Annotated in this window: 18 protein-coding genes; 6 read left to right on the top strand and 12 right to left on the bottom strand. The window is 63.4% G+C overall.

Annotation, left to right across the window (positions count from 1 at the left end; translation table 11 throughout):
• Positions 1-118 precede the first annotated feature (118 nt).
• The 4 genes from EDE08_RS22705 to EDE08_RS22690 form a co-directional block, all read right to left on the bottom strand.
• Positions 119-1369 carry a flavin-dependent oxidoreductase gene (locus EDE08_RS22705; RefSeq protein WP_131871002.1) on the bottom strand — a complete coding sequence of 417 codons (1251 nt, stop codon included), beginning with the start codon at positions 1367-1369 and terminating at the stop codon, positions 119-121.
• A gap of 52 nt (positions 1370-1421) precedes the next feature.
• The gene (locus EDE08_RS22700) at positions 1422-3773 is read right to left on the bottom strand and encodes a bifunctional salicylyl-CoA 5-hydroxylase/oxidoreductase (RefSeq protein WP_131871001.1); all 2352 of its coding nucleotides are present in this window, start codon (positions 3771-3773) and stop codon (positions 1422-1424) included.
• Positions 3774-3873: 100 nt separating this feature from the next.
• Entirely contained in the window at positions 3874-4710 is an 837-nt protein-coding gene (locus EDE08_RS22695) for an enoyl-CoA hydratase family protein (RefSeq protein WP_131871000.1), read from the bottom strand.
• 43 nt (positions 4711-4753) lie between these two features.
• Positions 4754-5515, bottom strand: coding sequence for an SDR family NAD(P)-dependent oxidoreductase (locus EDE08_RS22690; RefSeq protein ID WP_131870999.1), 762 nt, complete (start codon positions 5513-5515; stop codon positions 4754-4756).
• A gap of 211 nt (positions 5516-5726) precedes the next feature.
• On the opposite strand from EDE08_RS22690, the gene EDE08_RS22685 reads away from it, so the two are divergent.
• From EDE08_RS22685 to EDE08_RS22665, 5 genes are read left to right on the top strand one after another with little or no spacing between them, the layout of a single operon-like run.
• Positions 5727-6524, top strand: coding sequence for an alpha/beta fold hydrolase (locus tag EDE08_RS22685; RefSeq protein WP_245524858.1), 798 nt, complete (start codon positions 5727-5729; stop codon positions 6522-6524).
• Between the two features lie 12 nt (positions 6525-6536).
• Entirely contained in the window at positions 6537-7826 is a 1290-nt protein-coding gene (locus EDE08_RS22680; RefSeq protein WP_131870997.1) for an acyl-CoA dehydrogenase family protein, read from the top strand.
• Positions 7827-7828: 2 nt separating this feature from the next.
• Positions 7829-9364 carry a class I adenylate-forming enzyme family protein gene (locus EDE08_RS22675; protein ID WP_131870996.1) on the top strand — a complete coding sequence of 512 codons (1536 nt, stop codon included), beginning with the start codon at positions 7829-7831 and terminating at the stop codon, positions 9362-9364.
• Complete coding sequence (locus EDE08_RS22670; protein WP_131870995.1) at positions 9361-10449, top strand: NAD/NADP-dependent octopine/nopaline dehydrogenase family protein; 1089 nt, start codon at positions 9361-9363, stop codon at positions 10447-10449. Before EDE08_RS22675 ends, EDE08_RS22670 begins: the two co-directional genes overlap by 4 nt.
• A 3-nt stretch (positions 10450-10452) precedes the next feature.
• Entirely contained in the window at positions 10453-11445 is a 993-nt protein-coding gene (locus EDE08_RS22665; protein WP_131870994.1) for a 3-hydroxybutyryl-CoA dehydrogenase, read from the top strand.
• Here EDE08_RS22665 and EDE08_RS22660 read toward each other — a convergent pair.
• The 6 genes from EDE08_RS22660 to EDE08_RS22635 all read right to left on the bottom strand — a co-directional run bounded on the left by EDE08_RS22660 (position 11442) and on the right by EDE08_RS22635 (position 17758).
• Positions 11442-12488 (bottom strand): 2,5-dihydroxypyridine 5,6-dioxygenase NicX family protein, encoded by a 1047-nt coding sequence (locus EDE08_RS22660; RefSeq protein ID WP_131870993.1) that lies wholly within the window; start codon positions 12486-12488, stop codon positions 11442-11444. The two genes, EDE08_RS22665 and EDE08_RS22660, sit on opposite strands and share 4 nt — an antisense overlap.
• Positions 12489-12519: 31 nt before the next feature.
• Positions 12520-13287, bottom strand: coding sequence for an ABC transporter permease (locus EDE08_RS22655; RefSeq protein WP_131870992.1), 768 nt, complete (start codon positions 13285-13287; stop codon positions 12520-12522).
• Positions 13284-14069 (bottom strand): ABC transporter permease, encoded by a 786-nt coding sequence (locus EDE08_RS22650; RefSeq protein ID WP_131870991.1) that lies wholly within the window; start codon positions 14067-14069, stop codon positions 13284-13286. Before EDE08_RS22650 ends, EDE08_RS22655 begins: the two co-directional genes overlap by 4 nt.
• Positions 14066-14911 (bottom strand): ABC transporter ATP-binding protein, encoded by an 846-nt coding sequence (locus tag EDE08_RS22645; RefSeq protein ID WP_131870990.1) that lies wholly within the window; start codon positions 14909-14911, stop codon positions 14066-14068. The genes EDE08_RS22650 and EDE08_RS22645 overlap by 4 nt, the downstream gene beginning before the upstream one ends.
• 94 nt (positions 14912-15005) lie before the next feature.
• Positions 15006-16700, bottom strand: a complete 1695-nt coding sequence (ilvD, locus tag EDE08_RS22640) for a dihydroxy-acid dehydratase (protein ID WP_131870989.1) — start codon at positions 16698-16700, stop codon at positions 15006-15008.
• A 74-nt stretch (positions 16701-16774) separates the two neighbouring features.
• Positions 16775-17758, bottom strand: coding sequence for an ABC transporter substrate-binding protein (locus EDE08_RS22635; protein ID WP_131870988.1), 984 nt, complete (start codon positions 17756-17758; stop codon positions 16775-16777).
• Between the two features lie 166 nt (positions 17759-17924).
• On the opposite strand from EDE08_RS22635, the gene EDE08_RS22630 reads away from it, so the two are divergent.
• Positions 17925-18842 carry an NAD(P)-dependent oxidoreductase gene (locus EDE08_RS22630; RefSeq protein WP_165936102.1) on the top strand — a complete coding sequence of 306 codons (918 nt, stop codon included), beginning with the start codon at positions 17925-17927 and terminating at the stop codon, positions 18840-18842.
• Between the two features lie 15 nt (positions 18843-18857).
• On the opposite strand, the gene EDE08_RS22625 is transcribed toward EDE08_RS22630, so the two are convergent.
• Together EDE08_RS22625 and EDE08_RS22620 are read right to left on the bottom strand one after the other, a co-directional pair.
• Positions 18858-19421 carry a flavin reductase family protein gene (locus tag EDE08_RS22625; protein ID WP_131870987.1) on the bottom strand — a complete coding sequence of 188 codons (564 nt, stop codon included), beginning with the start codon at positions 19419-19421 and terminating at the stop codon, positions 18858-18860.
• Positions 19422-19430: 9 nt separating this feature from the next.
• Complete coding sequence (locus EDE08_RS22620) at positions 19431-20660, bottom strand: acyl-CoA dehydrogenase family protein (RefSeq protein WP_131870986.1); 1230 nt, start codon at positions 20658-20660, stop codon at positions 19431-19433.
• Between the last annotated feature and the right edge of the window lie 50 nt (positions 20661-20710).

Here is a 20710-nt window from a genome sequence, read left to right as displayed (position 1 = left end):
AATGGGTCGCACCATCGGATGCTGGCCTCCAGCCCAGCCAGCATCTTGAATCATATTCGCCCCAGATCCGGAATCCCTTCCGATTCAATAAATTCATGAACCGCTCTAGCAGCGTGTCTTAGGCGCGTACCGCCGCAAGTCCCGGGACGGCGGCAAAGCCGGCCTTGGTGGCGTAGCCACGCACGATCGCCTCGCGCTGGGAATAGCTCAGGACGTTGTCGACATTGTCGAACCCGTCAGGCGCGAGCTGCTCGACGGCGTCGATGACGCCTTCAGGACCACCGCGCCGGTTGGAGCGGACGATCTCGGCCGTCATCGGCAGGCGCTTCTTCTCGTATTCGAGCAACGCCTGGCGCGGATGCTCGGCACGCACCAGCGCATCCGCAAGGCAGCGCGCGTCGAGGATCGCCTGCGAGGCGCCGTTCGAGCCGACCGGATACATGGGATGCGCGGCATCGCCGAGCAGCGTGACGCGCCCGGACGACCAATAGGGCAAGGGATCGCGGTCGCAGGTCGGATACTCGTAGAATTCGGGCGTCGCGGAGATCAGGCTCTTCACGTCGATATAGGGCACCGAGAAACGTGCGACATGCGGCATCAGCTCTTCGCGCCGGCCCGGCCGCGACCAGTCCTCCTTGCGCGGTGGCGGGGCATTGCCCTCGCCGACCTTCACCAGTACCGCCCAATTGGTGAGGCGGCTTGCCGGGCTCGATCCTTCCGCGATCGGGTAGATCACGACCTTGGCATTGAGACCGCCGGCCACGATCATGGATTTGCCGGTCAGGAACAGCGGCCAGTCGCGGGCGCCGCGCCACAGCATCAGGCCATTCCAGCACGGCGGCCCCTCGTTCGGGAACAGCGTCTCGCGGACGCGCGAATGGATGCCGTCGGCGCCGATCAGGATATCGCCGCGCGCGGTGTGAACATGGGCGCCTGCGCGATCGAAGAAGTAAGCGGTGACGCCGCCCTCGTCCTGCGTGAACGCGCCGAGCCGGCAACCGGTGTGGATGGCATCAGCCCCAAGCCGCTCCTCGACCGCGCGGTGGATGACGCCCTGAAGGCGGCCGCGGTGGATCGAGAATTGCGGCACGTCGTGGCCGGCGTCGATGCCGCGGGCTTCGCGCCAGACCTCCTGGCCGTGGCGGTTGAGGTAATAGAGTTGATCGGTGCGGATCGCGACGTCGTCGAGCCTCTGCAACAGACCGAGCCCGGCCAACTCGCGCATTGCATGCGGCAGCGTGTTGATGCCGACGCCGAGTTCGCGGATGGTGTCGGCCTGCTCGAAGATCTCGCAATCCAGGCCCCGTGAGCGGAACATCAACGCCGTGGTGAGACCACCGATACCGCCACCGACGATAATCGCCTTCATCGCCTAACTCCACTCGAAACACAGGCAACGGGGGTTAACGTCGCACGGTCGGTCACTCCGCCGCAAGCGGCTTTGTCGCCTCCGCCTTGAGCTCGGCCCGGGTCTTGGGCTTAGCCTTAATTCTCAGCTCCTCCAGATCCTGCCGGTCGCGCACGCTGTTGCGGAAAATCTGATCTTTTCCTGGCAGATATTGCGGCGGGCAGAATGCGTCGTCGGCACCGTACCAGGCCGCCGCCCTCATGGCGAAGAAGGGATCGACGAGATGCGGACGGCCGAGCGCGACGAGATCCGCGCGGCCAGCGGCCAAAATGGTATTGGCCTGGTCCGCCGTGGTGATGTTGCCGACGCACATGGTGGCCACCCGCGCCTCGTTACGGACCTGATCGGAGAACGGCGTCTGGAACATGCGCCCGTAGACCGGCTGCGCATCGCGCACCGTCTGGCCGGTCGAGACGTCGACGAGATCGACGCCCGCCTCGGCAAAGGCGCGCGCGATGGCGACGGCATCATCGCCGGTGATGCCGCCGTCAGCCCAATCGGTTGCGGAGATGCGCACCGACATCGGCTTGTGCGACGGCCACACTGCGCGTAGCGCCCCGAAGACCTCGAGCGGAAAACGCAGCCGGTTGGCGAGCGAGCCGCCATATTCGTCCGTGCGGGTATTGGTCAGCGGCGAGATGAAGCTGGCAAGCAGATAGCCGTGGGCGCAGTGCAATTCGAGCATGTCGAAGCCGCAGCGCTCGCCGCGCTCGGCCGCCGCAACGAAAGCGTCCCTCACCGCGTTCATGCCGGAGCGATCGAGTTCGCGGGGCATCTGACTATCGGGGAAATAGGGCAGCGGCGATGCGGAAACGGTTTCCCAGCCGCCCTCGTCCAGAGGCCGGTCCATACCGTCCCACATCAGCTTGGTTGCGCCCTTGCGACCGGCGTGCCCCAACTGAAGGCAGATTCTTGCGGCCGAGTTGCCGTGGACGAAATCAACAATGCGCCGCCATGCGGCTTCCTGCTCGTCGTTCCACAGGCCGGCGCAGCCGGGCGTGATCCGGGCATCGCGGCTAACGCAGGTCATCTCGGTAAAGATCAGTCCGGCACCGCCAATCGCGCGCGAGCCGTAATGAACCAGGTGGAAGTCTGTCGGCACACCCTCCTTCGCCGAATACATGCACATCGGCGACATCACCGCACGATTGGCGAGCTTCATCTCACGCAGACGGAACGGTTGGAACAGCGGCACTATCGGTCGATCGGTATCGACATCGAAGCCGCTGCTGCGAACCTGCCTGGCAAACGACTTCTCGACCTCCGCCACGAAATCCGGCGCGCGGAGTTTCAGATTGTCATAGGTGATCGCCTTCGAGCGCGTCATGACGCCGAAGGCGAACTGCACCGGGTCAAAATCCCAGAAGCGGTCGACATGCTCGAACCAGACCAGCGAGACGTCGGCGGCATGCTGCGTCTTCTCGACCTCCTCGCGGCGGCCGTGCTCATAGACTTCCAGCGCCGCCTCGATGCTGGGCGCCTTCTCCATCGCCTCGGCCAGCGCGATCGCGTCTTCCATCGCGAGCTTGGTGCCCGAGCCGATCGAGAAATGCGCGCTCGCCTTGGCGTCGCCGAGCAGGACCATGTTGTCCTTGACCCAGCGCTTGCTGCGGATCATGGGGAAGTTGCGCCACATCGAGCGGTTGGTCAGCAATCGATGCTCGCCGAGGAACCAGCCGAAGATGTCTGCCATCCGCGCGGCGGACTGAGCTTCGTCCAGCCCTGTCAGTCCCGCCCGCTCGAACGTCTCCGGATCGGTCTCGAATATCCAGGTCGAATGCCCGGCCTCATACTGATAGGCATGGGCGATGAACGGCCCCCACTCGGTCTCCTGGAAGATGAAGGTGAAGGCATCGAGCGGCCTGGTCGATCCCATCCAGGCGAATTTGTTGGAGCGGATGTCGACCTCCGGCTGGAAATGGTCGACGTATTTCTCGCGGAAGCGACTGTTGATGCCGTCGGCGATGAGAATGAGATCGGCATCGGCGAAGCGGGACTCGTCGTCGACGTCCACCTCGAAATGCAAGACGACGCCAAGCTCGCGAGCGCGCTCCTGAAGGATCAAAAGGAGCTTGCGTCGTGAGCAGCCGCAGAAGCCGTTGCCGCCGACGCGATGCACCGTGCCGCGAAAGTGCACGGCGATATCGTCCCAATAGGCAAATTCCTGGGTGATACGGCGGTAACTCGGAAGATCGTGCTTCTCGAAATTGTCCAGCGTGGCGTCGGAGAACACCACACCGAATCCGAAAGTGTCGTCAGCCCGATTGCGCTCGTACACCGTGATGTCGGCGGCCGGGCGCTGCTTCTTGAGCAGGATCGCAGCATAGAGACCCGCAGGTCCGCCACCGATGATCGCGACTTTCATGGGAGCCTCGCCAATTCACCCGGCCATGAAACTATTTTAAGCCTAAAATAATTCCGCGCAAGCCCCCGTTGCTGGCATGGACGCCGTCAAGGCGATCGGTCTAGTCGCCCCTGAATACCGGCTTGACCTTGTTGGCGAAAGCCTCGAAGGCGCGCTCAAAATCCGCCGTGGTCATGCACAACGCTTGGGCAACGGCCTCTGCCTCGATCGCCTCCTCCACCGACATCGCCCATTCCATGGCCAGCATCCGCTTGGTCATGGTGTTGGCGAAGGTCGGCCCTTCCGCGATCTGCTTCGCCAGAATTTGCGCCTGGGGCAGCACCTGCTCCGGCGTGACGATGCGGCTGAAGAAGCCCCAGCGCTCGCCCTCTTCCGCGGTCATGAACCGGCCGGTGTAGAGCAGCTCGGAGGCGCGCGACTGCCCGATGATCCGCGGCAGGATTGCGCAGGCACCCATGTCGCAGCCGGCCAGCCCCACCTTGTTGAACAGGAACGCCACCTTGGCCCCGCTCGCCGCAAGGCGCATGTCAGATGCCATGGCGATGATCGCCCCGGCCCCGGCACAGATGCCTTCGACCGCGGCCACGATCGGCTGCGGGCACGCCCGCATCGCCTTGACGAGGTCGCCGGTCATCCGAGTGAAGGCGGTCAACCCCTTCGTGTCCATCTTCACGAGCGGGCCGATGATCTCGAACACGTCGCCGCCCGACGAGAAATTGCCGCCGGCACCGCTGACGACGATGGATTTGACCGCATCGTCGAAGGCGCAGGCACGGAAGAAATCGGTCAGCTCCCGATAGCTTTCGAACGTCAGCGGATTCTTTCGTTCGGGGCGGTTGAGCGTGACCGTCGCGACGCCATCGACTACAGCCAGCATAAAGTGTTGCGGCGAGTAGTCTGCAAGCGGCACGGTGACGGGATTGGCGGGTCTGCTCATGCGATCTCCTTGGCTTCCTTGTTCCGCGACTGCACCTGGCACGCTAGACCTCGCCCCCGGCCACGGCAATCGCCTGCCCGGTGATTGCGCTCGCGCCTTCACCGCACAGCCAGAGAACCGCGTCTGCCACTTCCTGCGGCGTGATCAGGCGTCCTTGCGGGTTGTGTTTCGCGAGTTCTGCAATGGCTTGCTCGCGCGTCCGCCCCGTCTTCTTCATGATGTTCTCGATACTGCTTGCGACGAGATCGGTGTCGGTGAAGCCGGGACACACCGCATTCACGGTCACATTGCTTCCAGCCATCTCGAGGGCGAGCGAACGCACGAGACCGACTACGGCGTGCTTTGCAGCAGCATACGCGCTGACATAGGCATAGCCCTTGAGCCCGGCCGTGGACGCGACAGCGACGATACGGCCATAGGGGCGGTCCTTCATGCCCGGCAGCACGGCCTGGACGGCATGCACGACGCCCATGAAATTGACGTCCATCATGCGCGCAAAAAGGGCGGCATCCGATTTCGCGAACGGCGCCGATTCGGCGCTGCCTGCATTGGCAATCAGGATGTCGATCGACTTGCGAGCACTCGCTCCGGCAATGGCGGCTTTCAGGGACGCTTCGTTCGAGACATCAGCGACGGCCGCAAAGTGCGCCGCACCCGCATTGACTACCTCTTCGAGAACCGCCGCGTTCCGGCCAAGCACGGTTACGGTCGCGCCAGCGTCGACGAGAGAAGCAGCGATCGCGCGGCCGATGCCGCGACCGCCGCCGGTCACCAGTGCGTGCGGCGAGTGCGGCAATCCGGACATGCGCTGTCTCCCTCGGATCTCGTGATCGTTCTTCCGATATATTTTAACCTTCAAATTTTTGCAACGAAACCGGCGCTGGCCTCCCGAATACCGCCGCACAGAAGCGGCCCGGAAATTGCTTTAAGTATAAAATTATCTCTTCCCATCCCCTACAGGCCTGTTAGCATCAACGGGCCAAGCAAAAGGATGTCGCGTGTCGCAGCCTGCGCCAATGATAACAAAGGACGGACGCTTCGCCTATGAAGCCGCGGGCGATCCGGGCGCGATATCCCTGATTTTCCTGCATGGCATTGGCGGCGCGGCGCGAAGCTGGCGGCAGCAGCTTGCCACGTTCGGCGACCGCTTTCACACGATGGCATGGGACATGCCGGGCTATGGCGGATCGGCGCCGCTCGCCAGCGTCAGCATCGCTGCCTTGGCCGATGCGCTTCAGCAATTCATCGAACAGCTTGGTGCGGTCAAGCCTATTCTGGTCGGCCATTCCATCGGCGGCATGATCGTCCAGAAATGGCTGGTGCAGTCCCCCAGACTGGCACGAGCGGTCGTGCTGGCGCAGACCAGCCCTGCCTTCGGGAAGGCCGACGGCGATTGGCAGAGATCATTCATCGCGGCACGGCTCGGGCCGCTCGATCGTGGGGAGACCATGAAGTCGCTGGCGCCAACGCTGGTGAGGGAGCTCGTCGGCGATGATCCCGATCCGAACGGGATGGAGCTGGCGCGCGAATGCATGGGAAGCGTGCCTGAGGCAAGCTATCGCGCCATGATGCTGGCTCTCATCGGCTTCGATCAGCGCAGCACGCTTGGGGATATCTCCGTCCCCACGCTGCTGCTGTCCGGCTCCAAGGACAACAATGCGCCCGCCCCGATGATGGCAAAGACCGCGACCTATATCCCTGGGGCTGCATATGTCGAGCTCGCCGGCGTAGGCCATCTCGCCAATCTCGAACGCCCTGCCGCCTTTGACGAAGCTCTCGGCAGGTTTCTGAACTCTCTCGCGACCAAAGCCTAAGGTAACTGCGCGATGACCATGCAAGTCAGCAAGACCATTGGCGCGACCGACAAGGTTGCGCTGGATGCGCCGATCTTCGATCCTGTTGCTTTCCGCCTGAGCGAGGAGCAAGCCGGCATCATTGCGCGCGCCCGCGAGATCGGGCAGAGCGTCTTTGCCGGTCGCGCCGCGACCTATGATCGCGAAGCGATCTTCCCGACCGAAAACTATCGCGACCTGCATCGCGTCGGGCTGCTCGGCATCGCAGTCCCCAAGAAGCACGGCGGACTTGGCGCGAACTACCAGACCTATGCCTTGGCCGCCGCCGAGATCGGCCGCTATTGCGGCGCAACCGCGCTGACCTGGAACATGCATGTCTGCTCGACACTATGGTCGGGCCCGCTGGCCGACGATCTCGACATGGATGCAGAGACGCGCGCGGAGCATGACCGGCGGCGCGCGGTCCACTACAAGCGCATCGTCGAGGACGGTGCGATCTACTCGCAACCCTTCTCTGAAGGTGGCGCGGCGGCGGCCGGCGGTGTCGCGTTTGGCACGGAAGCGAAGCCGGTTGCAGGGGGCTGGATCGTCAACGGCAAGAAGATCTTTGCCTCGCTCTCCGGCTACGCCGACTATTACGGCGTGCTTTGCACCGAGATCGAAGAAGGCGAGAAGGCCTCGCGCCGCAACACGCTTTACCTCGCCATCCCCGCAAAGTCGCAAGGCGTCTCGGTCGTCGGCGACTGGGACCCGCTCGGCATGCGGGGCACGGTCTCGCGGACGCTTCTGTTCAAGGACGTTTTCGTGCCGGAGGATTCTGCTCTGATGCCACGCGGCGTCTATTTCCAGGCAGCTCAGCGCTGGCCGCACATGTTCTTGACGCTGTCGCCGACCTATATGGGCCTCGCACAAGCCGCCTATGACTTCACCGTGCGCTACCTTCGCGGCGAGGTGCCGGGCATGCCGCCGGTCAAGCGGCGGATGTACCCGACCAAGCAGATCGCGGTCGCGCAGATGCAGATCAAGCTGGAGCAGATCAAGGGGATCTGGTTCCAGGCCGTCACCGAAGCCTGCGCCAATCCGAGCAAGGAGCAGGTGCTGCGGGCCTATGCCGCGCAATATTCGGTGATGGAGGGCGCCAACGAACTTGCGGCGCTCGCGATCCGCACCTGCGGCGGTCAGGCCATGCTCAGGTCGCTGCCGCTCGAGCGGATCTATCGCGACAGCCGCTGCGGCTCGCTGATGCTGCCCTGGACCGCCGAGCTCTGCCTCGACCGGATCGGGCGCGAAGCGCTGTACGAGGCCGGTGAAACGGACGACTGACGGTGGACCTCTGTAGCCTGATAGACCGCAACGCGGCGTTCGCTCCAGACAAGACGGCTATTTCCTTCGAAGGGAAGCGGCTGAGCTATGCGGCATTCGCCGCGCGCATCGAACGGACCGCAACCGCCTTGAAGCAGGAGCTTAGCGTCGGCCGCGGCGACCGCGTCGCGATTCTGAGCCTGAACCGGCCCGATTATCTGGTGCTGCTCTACGCGTGCGCGCGGCTCGGGGCTATCCTGGTGCCACTGAACTGGCGGCTGGCTGTCGCCGAGCAGCTGTTCATTCTCAGCGATGCCGGCGCCAAGGTTCTCGTGCTGGAGCAGGCTTTTGAGGGACTTCTTTCCACGCTCGCGCAGTCCGCACCGGGGACTGCCGTCGTCGGCCTCGACTTCGCACCGCCCGGCGGCACAACATTCGAAGGCCTGCTAACCAGGAGCGACGGCACCAGCCGAAACCCGCACACCGATCTCTCGTGTCCGCTGCTGATCGTCTACACGTCGGGGACGACCGGGCGCCCGAAAGGCGCGGTACTGCGCCAGGAGGCGCTGTTCTGGAACGGCGTCATGAGCCAGCACATGCACAACATGACGTCCGACGACCACGTGCTGACCGTGCTGCCGTTCTTCCACGTCGGCGGCCTCAACATCCAGACCACGCCGGCGCTCCAACTGGGCGCGACGGTCACGATCCATGCGCGCTTTACGCCGGATACCGCGCTTGCAGCCATCGAACAGGAGCGGCCGACGCTCACGGTGCTGGTGCCAGCGATCATCCAGGCGGTGAGCGAGCATCCCGCCTGGGCGACCGCCGACCTTTCGTCGCTCAAGGCCGTCGCAACAGGCTCGACCATCGTGCCTCCACACCTGATCGAGCGTTTTGTCGCGCGCGATGTCCCGGTGCTTCAGGTCTACGGCTCGACCGAGACCTGCCCGATCGCAATCTACACGAGGCTCGGCGGCGATCTTTCGCGCGTGGGATCGACCGGCCTTGCCGGCCTGTGCTGTGAAGCCAAAGTGATCGATCAGGCTGGCAATGAGATGCCGGCGGGCACACCGGGCGAGATCGCGGTGCGCGGGCCCAACGTGTTCTTTGAATATTGGGGCAACGAGGCCGCAACGCGCGATGCCTTGCATGACGGCTGGTATCGCACCGGCGATATCGGCCTGTGCGATGCTGACGGCCATTTCTGGGTTCGCGACCGCAAGAAGAACATGATCATTTCAGGCGGAGAAAACGTCTACCCGGCCGAGGTCGAGCGCGTCCTGCTCGAACATCCTGATGTCAGCGAATGCGCCGTGATCGGCCGGCCCGATCCGCGCTGGGACGAGGTGCCGATCGCCTATGTCATTGCGAGATCCGGTTGCCGGCTCGAGGCCGACGAATTGAGGACGCATCTTCAGGCACAACTCGCGCGCTACAAGGTTCCGCGCGAGATCGTCTTCGTCACCGATCTGCCGCGGACGGCGCTCGGCAAGGTCCAGCATTTCCTGCTGAAGCAGCTTGATACGCAGTCGCGCGCGCAAGGAGAAGCATCTTGAAGATTGCGGTTCTGGGTGGGGGGAACGGCTCTTTCGCGGCCGCGGGCGATTTTGCACTGTCGGGACAAGAGGTGCGGCTTTGGCGCCGCGATGCCGATCAGGTCGCGGCACATCGTACCGCGGGCGCGCGCATCCTGGTCAAGGATCACAACGGCCGCCACGACGTGAAGCTCGCGCTGGTCACGACCGACATCGCCGAAGCCGTCAACGGCACGGAGCTGATCCTGTGCCCCGCCCCTGCCTTCGCACAGCCGGATATCGCCCACCTGCTCGCCCCGCATCTGCGAGACGGCCACGTCGTGTTTCTGCCGCCGGCGACATTCGGCTCGATGATCTTCGCCCAGGCAGCGCGGGATGCCGGCAACCACGCCAAGGCAAGCTTTGCTGAGACCGGCACGCTGCCGTGGCTGACCCGCAAGCACGGACCATTCGAGGTCGCGATCACCATCCGCGCCAAGCGATTGCCAGTCGGTGTGTTCCCGTTCGACCAGGCGCCTCACGCACTCGATGTCATCGGACGTGCCTTCCCGGGCGTGATCGAGCCGTGCGGGGATGCGCTGTCCGGCGCGCTGATGAATGCAGGACCCATCATCCATCCGCCACTGATCGTGATGAACGCCGGCCCGATCGAACATTTCGAACGTTGGGACATTCACAAGGAAGGCACGCAAGCCGCGATCCGGCGGGTCACCAACGCGCTCGATGCCGAGCGGATCGCGGTGCGGGAGGCGCTCGGCTACGGCGCACCGCATTTCCCGCTCGCTCATCATTACGCGAGAGAAGGCGAGATCTGGATGTACGGCCGCGGCTCGCACGACCGGCTGACCGATTCCGGCGACTGGCGCGAACGGATCGTGCTGACCGAACACCGCTACATGCGGGAGGATCTGCGGCTCGGGCTGTCTCTGCTGGTGTCCGTCGCCGATCTGGCTGGTGTGGCCACGCCGCTCGCCAAAGCGTTCCTGTCGATAGGTGGCGCGGTCTGCGGCGAGGATTTTGCGCAAGGTGGCCGGACGCTCGAGACGCTGGGGCTCGGCAATCTCAGGAAGGCTGAATTGCAGACGCTGCTTCGCAACGGATTCTGATCGATGACCAATCACGTCAATATCGCCTGCCTCGGCGCTGGGCGCATGGGACGCGGCATCGCCGTCGCGTTCGCCTATGCGGGCCACAGGGTCACGATGATCGACATCAAGGCGCGCTCCGCGGAGGATTTCACCAAGCTGGAAGCGGACGCGCTCGGCGAGGTCAGGAAGACCTTTGCCAGCCTGTCGAAACTGGGGCTGCTGAGCGAAGCAGACGTCGAACCGCTCATCGCACGGGTCTCGGTGGTCGCGGCCGGCGAGAGCGGTCCATCTCTCTCTGAGGCTGGCATGGTGTTCGAGGGCGTTCCCGAGGTCGTCGAGCTCAAGCGGGAGGTGCTGGGGGCCGCCTCAAGGCAAGTCGGCCCGGACACGATCATCGCATCGACGACATCGACCATTCTCGTCGACGATCTCTCCGGCGCAATCGTGAACCCTCGTCGCTTTCTCAACGTGCATTGGCTCAATCCGGCCTACCTGATCCCGCTGGTCGAAGTTTCCCCCGGCAAGGCCACCGACCCCACCATCATCGAGGAAGTCAAGGCACTGCTCGAAGGCATCGGCAAGGTGCCCGTGGTCTGTGCGGCAACGCCTGGCTTCATCGTCCCGCGCATCCAGGCGCTGGCGATGAACGAGGCCGCTCGCATGGTCGAAGAAGGTGTTGCCAGCGCCGAAGAGATCGACAAGGCGATCCGCTACGGCTTCGGCTTCCGCTACGCCGTGCTCGGGTTGCTCGAATTCATCGACTGGGGCGGCGGCGACATCCTGTACTACGCGAGCAGGTATCTGGAAGGCGCGCTCGGCAGCGAGCGCTATCGGGCGCCGGACGTCATTTCACGCAACATGCATGAAGGCCGGATCGGCCTGCGCACGGGCGCAGGTTTTCTCGATTATTCCGGGCTCGACGTCGACGCCTATCGTGCGAAGCGGCTCCAGGCCATGGTCGATCTGCTCCGGCATTTCGGACTGGCGCGCCCCCCGGTGCTCGACCGCAACTAGCCGAAGACGTCCTGGAGTACGCCCTCCCGGACCACCGCAACGCCGTCGAGCTCGATCGTCGTTCCCATCATCGGCAGGTCGAAATGCCCTGCCGTGTAGCGCCCTGCGAATTCATTCGCTCCGGTCGAGAACAGGAAATTGCCGGAGACGGCCCGAATCTCGGTGCCGTTGGTGTCGCGCTGGTCGTACATCGACAGCGCCTCATAACGCGCGCCCGGATTCATGCCGAAGCCGACATGCGACACGGCGTAGGCTTCGCGATCGCCCCAGGCGGCGAGATAGGCACGCATCATCGCAGCATCCGTGCCTTCTCCGTCCAGCTCGACGACATAGTCGTCCTTCAACGTCATCTTCACAGGAGACGTCAGGTAGCGCTTGAAAGTGAGATTGATGTCGCCGGGCGCCATCACCAGCGTGCCGTTGATGGTGCCGCTCTTGGGGAAACTGACGACAATGCCGCCTGGCCAATGCGCCAGCGTTCCGGGTTTGTCGGTCCAGCCCCACACACCGACCGTGGAGGCACCGACCATGTCGATGTCGAGCGCCGTTCCGGCCTTCGACGTCACCCGCATCCGCTTGGTCCCGCGTAGCATCTTCGCCGCGGCGCGAACACGCTTCTCGAGCGCGGGATCCGGCACCATCCGTTCCAGCGCTTCGGGATGCTCGTTGGAGATCACCAGGATCCGCGCGCCGGCTTTGAGGATCTCAGGCGTCTCCACCGCGTGCATAAGGCCCTCGATGGTGCAATCCACCACGAAACCGGCCTGCTGCAGCGCGCTGATCACCGGTCCAAGGCGCTGGATCGCCTCGCTCGCTCCGGTCGAACGAACCGGAACGATATTCCGGTTACGCGGCGTCGGCATTACCACATGAAACGGCCGCGCTCCCATCCGCAGCAGGGCAAGCTCCGCCAGATGCACGTTCAACGCACGCGACTGGGTTTCCGAGAGGATTGCCGCAGTATCGCCGGCCTTGACGGCGCATCGCTCGAATATCTCGCAGAATGCGTCAATCCATTTTGCTTCGATGCGATCGGCCAGCATGGTTCTCTCCCGGTCTTCAGAGTTCTTGTTGTTACGCTCCAGGGAAGCCCCGGAGCAAGTACGACCGCAGCGCTCCCAGCAGGCCGTTCAGGATCAGCCCCAGCAGCGAGATCGTGATCAGGGGCACGAACATATCGACGGCCTGGAAGGTTCGGGCCGCCGTCACGAGCGCATGCCCCAATCCGTCCGTCGACGTGATCATCTCGGCCAGAAACACCACGATGCAGGAAATGACAAGGCCGATCCGGCATCCCGTCAGGATCGACGGCATCGCGGCCGGCAGCACCACTTTGAAGAGGATTTCATAGCGCGGCGTTCCGGCCGCCATGGCCGACCAGATCAGCTTCTGCTCGACGGTCGATGCACCGTAATAGGTGGAGAGCAGAATGGGAAACAAGGCGTCCGCGGCGACCAACGTGATCTTCGATCCGTGGCCGAACCCGAGCAGGAGCAGGAGCGCCGGATAGAGGGCAACCTTGGGCAACGGCGCCAATACGCGGACGATGGGACGGACCACGGCGTTGATCGCGGGGTTGGCGGCAGCCGCGATACCGATGCTCACGCCAAGCACGACCGCAATCGCGAACCCCGCAAACAGCCGGATCAGCGTTGCCGCGATCTCCTGCTGAAACGCGAACGTCACGAGCTGCTGAAGCAGCCGGCCGAAGACGAACCCCGGCGGCGGCAGCAAGACCGCGGGCGCAAAGCCGAATGACACCAGGCCCTGCCATACCGCGATCACCAGCACGATCGGCACAATTCCAAGAAGGACGTTCGGGGAGAGAAGGCGCGACATCATGAGAAGCTCAGCGGCATGTCGAACTGCGGCTCGGACCAACGCACAAGTCTGGCACGAACCCTTTCGAAAATCGCGTCGAGGCAAATTCCCATCGCCCCTACGATGATGATCATCGCAAAGACGGTATCGTATTGGCCCATGTCGAGCGCATTGAACAGGATGTTGCCGGCGCCAGATTGACGGGCGATCATCTCACTGGTGATCATCGTGATCAGCGCCAGCACCAATCCCGTGCGGCATCCGGTCAGGATTTCCGGTAGCGCCGCGGGCAGCACGATCCGCACTAGGCGTTGCGCGGGCGAAAGCCCCATCGCGGCACCTGACCACAGCATCTTCTCCTCGACCGCTTTGGCACCCTCGAAGCTGTGGTAGATCACGGGAAGGCTGACGCCCAGAAAGATCACCAGTGTCTTGGTGACATCGCCAACGCCCAGCCAGAGCATGATAATCGGCATCAAGGCGGCCTTCGGCACCGGATGGATCACCATCAGGAGCGGATTGAAGAAAGCCGCGATGCTCCGGCTGCGTCCCATCAACAGGCCCAGTGGAATCGAAACCAGCACGGCCACACCGAACCCGATCGCCATGCGGCGAAGCGAAGCGAGGATGTTGATCAGGGATTCCTTGTCGCCGAGAATGTCAGGAATTGCCCGGATCGCTTCGATTGCCGTCGGGAAGCTGTCGTTCTTCAGCGCGACTGACGCGACCTGCCACACCGCGAGCAATCCGATGCAGGCCAGCACCGGAGCAGCCCTCTTGATCAACGCAGCTGGTGTCATCATGAGACAGACCCGGCTTCGTCGCTCTCATCGAACATGCGCTCGATATCGACGACGTACTTCTGATAGCGCGGGTCGAGCAACAACTCGTTGCGGCGGCGCGGCCGCGGCAGATCAATGTCGATGACTTGCCGGATTCGCCCGGGTGATTTCGACATCATGACGACCTTGTCCGAGAGGAAGACGGCCTCATCGACCGAATGAGTGACGAACAGCACCGTCTTGCGGTCGCGCTCCCAGATGGTCAGAAGATCGTTCTGCAGGCGCGTCCGGGTGTGCGCGTCGAGCGCACCGAACGGCTCGTCCATCAGCAGAACTTCGGGATGATAGGCGAGCGTTCGTGCCAGCGCGACGCGCTGCTTCATGCCGCCAGAAAGCTCTTTCGGATAGAAGTTCTCGTAGCCCTTGAGGCCGACCATCTCGATCAAGGCCCGGCTCTGCGCTTCGGCCTCGGCGGTGCGCACACCTTGCTGGCGTGGGCCATACATCACATTGCCCAGCACGGTCTTCCAGGGAAACAAGGCAAATTCCTGGAACACCGGTCCGCGATCCGGACCGGGCCCGGTAATCGCATGTCCCTTGATCTTCGCCATGCCGCTGGTCGGGCTGACAAAGCCGCCGACGATATAGAGCAGTGTCGACTTGCCGCAGCCGGACGGACCGAGAATTGAGACGAAGGCGCCCTCCTCGATCGTCAGGGAGATGTCCGACAGCGCCAAGTGATCGTTGCGCGCCGAGGTCTGAAAGACCTGCGAGACGCGATCGATCTCGATGATTGCGGAAGCCGGCTCTTGTGATGTCACCGGTCTCATCCATTCGCTCGATCTCGCAGCCACTACCGTCATCCCGTATCTCGTCTCACTCGCGCGAACATTCAGCAGCACAAGCTTAGCAAGAAACCTGCCAGACAGGCCGTCGCCTTCGCACACGTGCGGTGCGTCATTCGAACCACGGCCATTCCGCCGGGCCTTCATGCGTAACGGCTCCGCCCGGCGCTTGGCCGACCAGCCGCGCATATTTTGCGAGCGCACCTGCACGGTGACGCGGCGGGCGTTGCTTCCAATCGCGCCGACGCGCGGTGAACTCCTGTTCGTCGAGCAGCACGTCCATCCGCCGATTTGCGGCATCAATCCGGATCCTGTCGCCGTCGCGAACAAGCGCCAATGGACCGCCAACAAACGCCTCGGGAGACACGTAGCCGATGCACATGCCGCGGGTCGCCCCCGAGAACCGCCCGTCGGTGATCAGGGCAACTTTTTCGCCCATGCCCTGTCCATAGATCAGCGCGGTGACGCCGAGCATCTCACGCATGCCGGGGCCGCCGACCGGCCCTTCGTTGCGGATCACGAGGACCTCGCCCGCCTTGTAGCTGCGGTCGCGAACCGCTTTGACGCAGGCTTCCTCATCCTCGAAAACACGCGCGACGCCCTCGAAGAACTGGCTCTTCAAACCGGCAACCTTGATCACCGCACCGTCCGGACAGAGGTTGCCCTTCAGAACAGCAACGCCTCCATCTGGCATGATAGGCGCATGAGACGCGTAAACGACCTCGCCATCGGGAGCGTTAGCCGCACCATATTCTTCGGCAAGCGTTCGGCCCGTGATGGTGATGCAGCTGCCATCGATATGCCCGCTCTGGATCAGCTCGCGGATCACCACCGCCGCGCCGCCAATATCGTAGACATCTTTCGCCGTGTATTGGCCCCCTGGCCGCAGATTTCCGATCAGCGGCGTCCTGGCAAATACCTCGCCCACATCGTCGATCGTGAATGCAATGCCGGCCTCGTTCGCGATGGCAGGAAGGTGCAACGCGGCGTTGGTCGAGCCGCCCGTCGCGGCCACGATCGCCGCGCCGTTCTCCAGGGATTTGCGCGTCACGATATCGCGCGGCAGCGGTCCATCACGCCCCAGCATCTCCATGATCAGCCGTCCGGCACGCCGCGAGATCTGCGCACGCTCGGCGTAGACACCGGGCACCATCGAAACGTTTGGAATGGTCAGGCCCATCGCCTCCGACACCATTCCCATGGTATTCGCGGTGAACTGGCCGGCGCACGCGCCGATCGTCGGCAAGCAGGCGCGCTCAATCCGCTCGAGCGTGGCGCCGTCGATCTCCCCGGTCATGAAGCTGCCGACAGCCTCATAGGAGTCCAGCACCGTCAACGTTCGACCGTCCACGCGGCCCGGCAGCGAGCTGCCGCCATAGATGAAAATGGACGGCACGTTGCAGCGAACCATACCCATCATCACGCCGGGAAGCGTCTTGTCGCATCCGCCATATCCGATCAGCGCATCGTAGGCCAGCCCATGCACGACGGCTTCGATCGAATCGGCGATCAGCTCCCGCGAGAACAGGGAAAACTTCATCCCCTCGTGGTTCATGCTGATGCCGTCGGAGACCGACACGGTCGAGAATTCGCGCGGTGTGCCGCCGGCTTCCTCGATGCCTGTCTTGGCCGCGGCGACCTGGAAATCGTGGGTCATGTTGCAGGGCGTCTGCTCGCCCTTCATGCTGACGATGCCGACCATCGGTTTGGCGATCGCAGCGTCGTCCAACCCCATGGCGCGCATGAATGCACGATGCGGGGCCCGGTCGAGCCCGTCTGTGGTGACGCGTGATCGCAACTTCTTCATATGTGCATCTTCTTCATTCAGCGTCCCGGATGATCCGGAACGCTGTGGTCTCGCGCACGATCGTTCACCCGCTTCTATTCCAGCGGAGCGACGATCGTCGGATGCTTGAACTGCGCGACATCCAACTTGGGCAGCATTCCTGTCTCTGCATAGATATCCAGCATCTTCTGGATCGCGGGGAAGTTTGGTGCTGCGCCTGGATCCCGACCGAAATCATTGTCCTTGAGCAGATAGGTCTCTAGCACCGGAACGGGCGCCTTCAGCACTTCCGATACAACCTTCAGGGTCTCTTCGCGGTTCGCCAGCGCCTTCTTCATGCCCGACGTGATGTCGCGGACATAGGCTTTGACTAGCTCCGGATTCTTGTCGACGAAATCGGCACGGCAGGCTTCCAGGATGTGCACGATGTTCGGCATGGCCTGGGACAGCGAGAACAGCTTCCTTGTGCCGCCCTTGGCCTCCGCGCGTGCGGCAAACGGCTGGTTCATGTTGACCGCATCGACGCGGCCCTGACGCAGCGCGTCCTCGGAAACTGCAAAGCCGACCTCGACCAGCTTGATGTCCTTGGCCGGATCGACGCCATTCTGCTTCAAGAGCAGGTTGAATGGCCCTTGCGTGCCGCCACCGATCACGGAAATGCCGACCGTTTTGCCCTTGAGATCGGCGATTGTCTTGATGGGCGAGTCATCCTTGACGGCCCAATAGACCGAGAAACCGCCGGGCTTTTCGAAGACGTGTTGCGCGACGATATAGGCCTTGAGATTGCCGCCGACCACGCCATTGGAGAGCGACAGTGGCGCCTGCGTCGCGCAGTCCAGCGCGCCGGCCGCCAATGCCTGCGTCATCGGGGCGGTGCCCTGGAATTGGGTCCATTCGATGTTGTAGGTCTTGCCGATACTGGGAAACTCGGCCGGCCTGCGCATCATCCAGTACTTGGATTCCTCGGCCGGGATCGTCCAGCCGACGCGGATCGTCTGCTGCCCCCATGACGGGCTTGCCGCCGCGCTCACGGCTGCTGCCGCCCCCAAAGCCAGGATCCATTTCGAAACGGTTCGCATCGTACCCACTCCGCTGCTCCGGCGCCGACAGGCGCCCCCAACCCGACCGCCTCAAATGTTTCATGGTTCAAACAATCAGGCAAGCCATGCAAGCCGGGCGGTTTTGCCGTCGGATGCACAATGTATGGTAAAGGGGCCGTCGCATTGCGACAGAAGGAGGCAACCTATGGCTGATGAGAGCAAGGCAAACCCGCAAGGCACCGAGAGGCTCGGCTATCTCGGGCTTGGGCTCATGGGCGCGCCGATGACCCGACGCCTGCTCAAGGCCGGCTATCAGGTCGCTGTCTGGAACCGCTCGGAAGGCAAGGTGGCGCCGCTCGCCGAGGCCGGCGCCAAGCGCGCGGTCACGCCTCGTGATCTCCTGGTGAACTCGGATATCATCTTCATGTGCGTGACCGATGCTTCCGCGGTCGAGGAGGTGATCTTCGGGCCCGAAGGTCTGGCAGCGGCACCCGGCGCAGGCAAGCTTGTCGTTGACTTCTCGTCCATACATCCCGACGCTGCGCGCGATCTCGCAGCGCGACTGAAAGACGCGAACGGTGCGGGCTGGATCGATGCGCCCGTGTCCGGGGGCACGAAGGGCGCCGAGGAAGGCACGCTCGCCATCATGGCGGGCGGGGAAGCTGGCGACATCGAGAGGGTGCGGCCCTATGTGCTGGCCATGGCGCGCAGGTTCACTCGCATGGGCCTGGTCGGAGCCGGCCAGACCACGAAGTTGTGTAACCAGGTGATCGTCGGATGCGCGATGGCCGTCCTCGCGGAAGCAACGCGCCTTGCGGTGAACGCCGGAATTGATGCCAACCGGTTGCCCGAAGCGCTCGCCGGCGGCTTTGCGGATTCCATCCCCCTCCAGCTGTTCGTGCCGCGGATGGTCCAGGGCATTCACAGCCCGCCGCTCGGCCACATCGCCACGATGCTCAAGGACCTCGATACGATCGCCGATGTCGCACAGGCGACGTCGACGCCAGTGCCGATGGCCACCCTTGCCGGGCAACTTTTCAGGCTGGCGAAGGCCGCGCGAGGTGCGGACGCGGACGCGTTGGAAATCTACAAGCTATCGGCGCCGAAACACCAGGCTGTCTAGGCGACCTGAAGCGCGTTACGGCGCCTTCTTGCGTTCATCGTCGGCCATGAAGCGGCCGAACGCCCCCCGTGCGAAGAGCAGCGGCTCCTTCGCATTGTAGGTGTAGGCCTCTACCGCACCGAGAAAGATCACGTGGTCGCCGCCATAGTAGCGATTCACGGAGCGGCACTGAAAGTTGGCGACGCTCTCGGTGAGCACTGGCGCATTGCCGAGGCCGGGGGTCCAGTCCACGCCCGCGAACTTGTCGTCGGACGATTTTGCGAATTTGTTCGCAAGCGCCTGCTGCGAAGCGCCAAGGACGTTGACGGTGAAATGGCTGGCGTTCTGAAAGATGGTCAGGCTCGAGGAATAGACGACGAGGCTCCACAGAACCAGCGGCGGGTTCAGAGAGACCGAGGCGAACGAATTGCACGTCAGTCCGTAGGGCTTGCCGTCAGGCGCTGCCGCCGTGATGATCGTTACCCCCGTTGCATAGGTTCCAAGCGCGTTGCGAAAGTCACGGGGATCGATCTGCGAGTTGTCGCTCGCAAATTCGTTGGCGGGATCGGGAGCGCGGGGCTGCTTCGGCAGATCATTCATCGGCCGGCCTCACAGCGTCAGATTCTCGGACGGCAGGCCGAGCGCCACCCGTCCATAATTGGTCCCGGCCGCATCGAAGTTGAACGCGAGATGCGAGTTGATCGCGTGCGCATCGCGGAACTGCCGCTGCAACATGCCGCTCATGAACAGACCGCGCGCGCCACTCGCGGCAAACAGCATCGAGACCGAGTCCGTGCACAAGTTCACCGAGAAAGATCCGTCGCGCCGGTATCTGGTCTTGGTCGCCATGTCAGGGATATGGCCGCGCCGAGCGTCCGTCATGGCATCGAGGCAGGCCGACCGCATGATCAGGCGTGCGGCGTCGATCTTCGCCGATGCCTCCGCGATCTTGATCTGCGTGCTCTGAAAATCGCTCAGCTTGGCACGATTGTAGGTCGAAATGCGATGACGCGCGACCTCTGTGTAATCGTCGAGGCATGCCTGCGCATTCCCCAGCGCGACGCCGGAGAGAACGTATGGGAAGAGCGAGAACACGGGTAACGCATACAGCGGATTCGGATTGACCTTGCTTCCCGGTGTCGGGCCACCCGAGAGGTCACCGACAGCGACCGTCATGTAGTCGGCCACGAAAGCATCCCGGACTTCGACGTCGCAAGATCCCGTCCCGCGCAATCCTGCGACATTCCAGGTGTCCAGCACCGTGTAATCGCCCTTCGGCAGCAGGAAGATTCGATACTCGATGCCGTCCGCCTCGTCCTCGGAGTAGACCACGCTTGCCAGCATGTTCCATTCACAGGAGGCAACCCCCGAGGAGAACGGCCAGCTTCCGTGCAGCCGGTATCCACCCGCGACCCGCGTAGCGCGTCCGGCGGGAAAAATGAACGAGGATGCGATTAGCGCGTCCGGATCACTGCCCCAGACCAGATCCTGCGCCTTCTGCTCGAACATGCCGAGCATCCAATGATGGCTCGCCAGATTGGCGAGATTCCAGGCTACCGACGCATCCGCGTGCCCGAGCAGCTCGGCGCAATCGACGAGGGCGACATAGTCGAGCTCGGCGCCGCCGATCCGGGCCGGCTGGAGCATCCGGAACAGGCCGGCGTCATGGAGATCCTTTTCGGTCTCCGGCGGAAGACGCCGCAGCTCCTCCGTCCGCGCGGCGCGCTCGCGTACTCGCGGCAGGAGCGCCCGAGTCTTCGCAATCATTGCCGCATAGACTTCTCCGCCGTCTTGCTGTCCGGTGGGCTGAGTCATGCGCGGCTCCTGACCGAGCGCCATTCGAGTCCCTCGCTTTCACACATTTATGCGGCGAGACCTTCGCTAAATCA

Source organism: Bradyrhizobium sp. R2.2-H (assembly GCF_004346455.1).
Taxonomy (GTDB): domain Bacteria; phylum Pseudomonadota; class Alphaproteobacteria; order Rhizobiales; family Xanthobacteraceae; genus Bradyrhizobium; species Bradyrhizobium diversitatis.
The sequence above is the reverse complement of the archived record's forward strand: the minus strand, read 5'-3'. Positions and strand labels throughout refer to the sequence as shown.